The organism is Bacillus sp. AY2-1, assembly GCF_008368965.1.
In the GTDB taxonomy this organism is placed as follows: domain Bacteria; phylum Bacillota; class Bacilli; order Bacillales; family Bacillaceae_G; genus Bacillus_A; species Bacillus_A thuringiensis_S.
In genome coordinates, this window is sequence record NZ_QPEL01000188.1 from 1 (window position 1) to 4482 (window position 4482).

Genomic DNA, 4482 nt, shown 5'->3' on the forward strand with positions numbered 1-4482 from the left:
AAATAACATCGTATTATGTCAGATTTTAATTAGGGGAGAGAAATTTTATGTTGAAAAAAATCATTCCAGTTGCTTTAGCATTAAGTACAGTTACTTTTACTAGTGTATTTGCTGCGCCTTCAATCCAAGCGAGTACAGAACCAAACCGCTACATAGATGTGCAAATGCTCGGTATTAACGATTTTCATGGGCAACTAGACACTGTAAAAAAAATTAACAATAAAGATGCAGGGGGAATTGAGTACTTAGGGGCTTATTTACGTGATCGTGAAAAACAAAATCCGAATACATTAAAGGTACATGCTGGCGATGTTGTTGGAGCAAGTACTCCTGTTTCAGCATTATTACAAGACGAACCTACGATTGAATTTCTAAATGATTTGAAATTCGATGTTGGAACTATAGGAAATCATGAATTTGATGAAGGTGTTGCGGAAATGAACCGCCTTATTTATGGTGGATATCATGAGAAAACAGGGAATTTTAAAGGAGCAAAATTCCCATATGTTGCTGCAAATTTCTATAATAAATCCACCGGTCGTTTATTTTTACCACCATTCACTATAAAAAAGGTACAAGGAGTTCCTGTTGGATTTATCGGAGTTGTAACAACGGATGTTCCTAACCTTGTTATGCCTACTATGCTAAAGAATGTGGAAATTACAGATGAAGTTGAAGCTATTAACAAATCCGTAAAGCAATTAAAAAAACTAGGCGTTAAATCTATCGTTGTTCTTGCACATAACGGAGGTACAACAGATGGGAACGGCGTAACGAATGGTGATATCGTCCGATTAGCAAATGAGACTGATCCAGAAGTCGATGTTATTTTTGGTGGGCATAGCCACACGTATGTAAATGGAACTGTTAATAATAAACTTGTCGTACAAGCAAATTCTTATGGTATGGCTTTTGCTGATGTTGATGTAAAGATTGACCGTAAGACACAAGATATTGTTGAGAAAAAAGCAGAAATTGTTACAACTTACCATGAAGGCATGGAGCCTGATAAAAAAATAAAGAAGAAGATGGAGAAATATCAAGCAAAAATCGCACCTCTTGTTAATGAAGTTGTAGGTAAGTCTATTGCTCCACTAGATCGCAAACTCAATACGGCTGGTGAATCTACTCTTGGAAATTTAGTTGCTGATGCCCAGCGTACAACAATGCAATCCCAAATTGCACTTATGAATCCTGGTGGTATTCGTAATGACTTAGATGCTGGTGATATTACATGGGGCGAGATATATGGTATTCAACCATTCGGAAATCAATTAATAAAAGTAAATTTAACAGGCCAAGACATTCGTGATATTTTAAATCAACAATGGCAAAAAGACATAACAAGAATGCTTCAAATTTCAGGGATCCAATACACTTGGGATGCGAACAAGCCTAATGGAGAAAAAGTAACAAGTATTCGCTTAACAAATGGAGAAGAAATTATTCCTTCGAAAACTTACAGCGTCGTTGCGAACGCATTTTTAGCTTCAGGTGGAGATGGATTTGTATCTTTTAAAAACGGTAAAGATGCTGAAACAGGACCAACTGATTTTGAAGCATTAGTAGATTATATAAAAAAATCAAAAGAACCAATTCAGTCTATTATTGATGGAAGAATTCAAAAAATAAATTAGGTTTTTATTAATCTCAAAAAAAAATAGATTACCTATACTTTTTATTGTACAGGTAATCTATTTTTTGTGGGTTTGAAATAAAGTCTTACTGTGGCCAATTAATAGTGACGGTGAATTTGGCCCCTATGGAACATTAAAATTGGATGATCCAAACAGTTATAACTACATTTTTGGACAGGTCAAAAAAGATCAATTTTTTATTGATTTACGTAAGGCGAACGGCGTGACAAAAACTTGGTTACACGAACAACATCCAATTTTCGCTGGAATAACTACCGAAGGGCCTGATATACCAAAAACTGTTGATATATCATTAGGTAAAGCGTTTGATATACTTGTTCAAATTCAAAAAGTGAGTCCATCTCAAGTACATCAATAAATTTAGAATAATATGCCTTAATGAAAAATTTCATAGTGTTTCATATAACACAATGAAATTTGTTTTATATAGCAAGAAGAATAATCGCATTAGAAAAAATTAGCAGTTTAACCTGTTAAGAGTAAAACGAATCTTCAATATGTAAAGCGCAAAAACACTGAAGCGAAAAGCATCGGTGTTTTTTGCGCTTTCGGGCACAGATGCTACTTCAACCCTAGTGTACAAGTGATTTTGTATGTAAGGAATTTGTAAGGAATAGGTAAGAAAAAAGAGATTTTCATTGTGTAGGATAAAAATATAAGGAGTCGTGAAGGGGGGATAAGTACGGCCTATATATAACAATCAGTAACAAGAGTGTTTTGTGAAAATAATGAGTACAATGATTGCAAATGCATTGTTGCCTTTTCATCATTGGGAGAATGGATAGCTGTGTGGTTCGTATATGACACTGCTATCAACTATCTATACAATTTTAATAGAAGAGAGGAATTCTTTATGAAAACACGCAGTAAAATTACATGTGCAAGTCTAGCACTTTTAATAGCTGGAAGTTCCCTGTTATACATAACACCAACATCAATTGTAAAAGCAGAACCTACGCAAAATGTATCTAGTTCGTTACAAACAAGTACGAAAAGCGATCGTACTTCCGTTAAGAAAGCAATGCGAGATGAACTGCAACTTGGATACCCGGGAATACTCGCTCAAATTTCTAAGGGGGGTAAAACTTGGAGTTATAGTGCTGGGATAGCGGATTTGAGAACTAAGAAACCAATGAAAGCAGATTTTCGCTTTCGCATTGGCAGTGTGACGAAAACGTTCATTGCAACAGTTCTACTTCAATTATCTGGAGAGAACCGTTTGAATCTAGACGACTCAATTGAAAAATGGTTACCTGGTGTGATTCAAGGAAACGGATATGATGGTAACCAGATTACTATCCGGCAAATATTGAATCATACAAGTGGTATTGCTGACTATATAAATTCAAAAGACTTTGATATTACGGATATAAAAAAATCGTATACGGCTGAAGAATTTGTAAAGATGGGGATTTCACTTCCCCCAGACTTTGCCCCAGGAAAGGGTTGGTCTTATTCAAACACAGGATACGTATTACTGGGGATCCTTATTGAAAAAGTAACTGGCAACAGTTATGCCGAAGAGGTTGAAAATCGGATTATTGAACCGCTTGATTTGTCAAATACATTCCTACCTGGCAATTCAAGCGTGATTCCAGGGACTAAGCATGCCCGTGGCTATTTGCAACTAGACGGAGCGAGTGAGCTAAAAGACGTTACTTATATTAACCCAGGTAGCTCGGATGGAGATATGATTTCTACTGCTGACGACTTAAGCAAATTCTTCTCTTACTTACTAGGTGGCAAATTACTGAAGGAACAGCAGTTAAAACAAATGCTTACTACAGTTCCTACAAATAGAGAGGGAACCGGATATGGTCTTGGAATCCTTGAAATTAAGCTTCCGAACGGTGTCTCGGTATGGGGACACAGGGGGGCCGTTCCAGGGTTTTCCACTTTTGTTGGTGGAACACTTGGAGGTAAACATATACTCGCTATCAATTCGAACAGTTTAAACATTAATAACCCGGAATTTTTTAAAAACATTTTACTTGCTGAATTTAGCAAGTAGGAAAAACGGATAAATTTTGTCATTTGTAATTTCCATCGGAATGGATTACCGCTTGAAATGAGTATAGAGGGATTAAGTATCTAGAAACAATCAAGCCAATCATGAAGGATGGCTAAGTAAAAGGATTTGTTTATACATTGGCCAATTAAAAGAGCAACACATATAATGAGTGATTATGTATATAGTATTGCATTTGTGTTGGTATCGTCACGGATTGTAAATTTGTATAAGGTGCGAAGTCTAATTTAAGACTTCGCACTTTTGCTGTTTAACAGCTTTTATTACGAAGCTATTAACAATAGAAAAAGGAGAATGTAACTAGTTATGTGGATACTACTGTATGATTGGTGCAACAAATTGTGACTCTAACATATTTGAAAGGTTTGATAAATTCACCGTTTATCGTCCTGACATTGATATTAAAAAGGCATTTAGTGGTACTGCAAGACATCTTGCTTTTGGATCAAGTATCTATAATTGTGTAGGAGCAGCATTTGCAAAATTAGAAATTGAAATAGATTCAACGATCAAAGATAATATTAGCGGAAAAAAATTGAGGGACATTAAAGATTTTGTGAAGAGGACTTCAAAAATGAAATAACATTGTAATAAGTTATATTTCTATTATTAATTGAAAGTTATTACCCTATAAATTCAGTCATTTATTATATAACTGAGTGCATAAAAAATGAACCGAACTCTATTAAATAACGTAAAAGCTAAAAGGTTTTCGCTTTGGGAACATCTCAAAATATTAAATTGATGGTAACTTTGTTGTAGCTCTTTAAACATACCTATATTAAAACCCAAATT

Annotated in this window: 3 protein-coding genes and 1 pseudogene; all 4 read left to right on the forward strand. The window is 35.0% G+C overall.

Going from position 1 to position 4482, the window contains the following annotated elements; translation table 11 throughout:
• Positions 1-47 precede the first annotated feature (47 nt).
• The 4 genes and pseudogenes from DN403_RS27950 to DN403_RS27970 all read left to right on the forward strand — a co-directional run bounded on the left by DN403_RS27950 (position 48) and on the right by DN403_RS27970 (position 4270).
• Positions 48-1637, forward strand: coding sequence for a bifunctional metallophosphatase/5'-nucleotidase (locus tag DN403_RS27950; protein ID WP_000913771.1), 1590 nt, complete (start codon positions 48-50; stop codon positions 1635-1637).
• A 100-nt stretch (positions 1638-1737) separates the two neighbouring features.
• Positions 1738-2016, forward strand: a pseudogene (locus tag DN403_RS27955) (erythromycin esterase family protein); the annotation flags it as partial.
• Positions 2017-2445: 429 nt separating this feature from the next.
• Positions 2446-3669, forward strand: coding sequence for a serine hydrolase domain-containing protein (locus tag DN403_RS27965; protein WP_015945838.1), 1224 nt, complete (start codon positions 2446-2448; stop codon positions 3667-3669).
• Positions 3670-4009: 340 nt separating this feature from the next.
• Entirely contained in the window at positions 4010-4270 is a 261-nt protein-coding gene (locus tag DN403_RS27970; protein WP_149185988.1) for a cytochrome, read from the forward strand.
• Positions 4271-4482: the final 212 nt, after the last annotated feature.

Coding starts and splice junctions, on each gene's coding strand:
- DN403_RS27970 (WP_149185988.1), top strand. CDS start 4,010: ATGATTGGTGCAACAAATTGTGACTCTAACATATTTGAAAGGTTTGAT.
- DN403_RS27950 (WP_000913771.1), top strand. CDS start 48: ATGTTGAAAAAAATCATTCCAGTTGCTTTAGCATTAAGTACAGTTACT.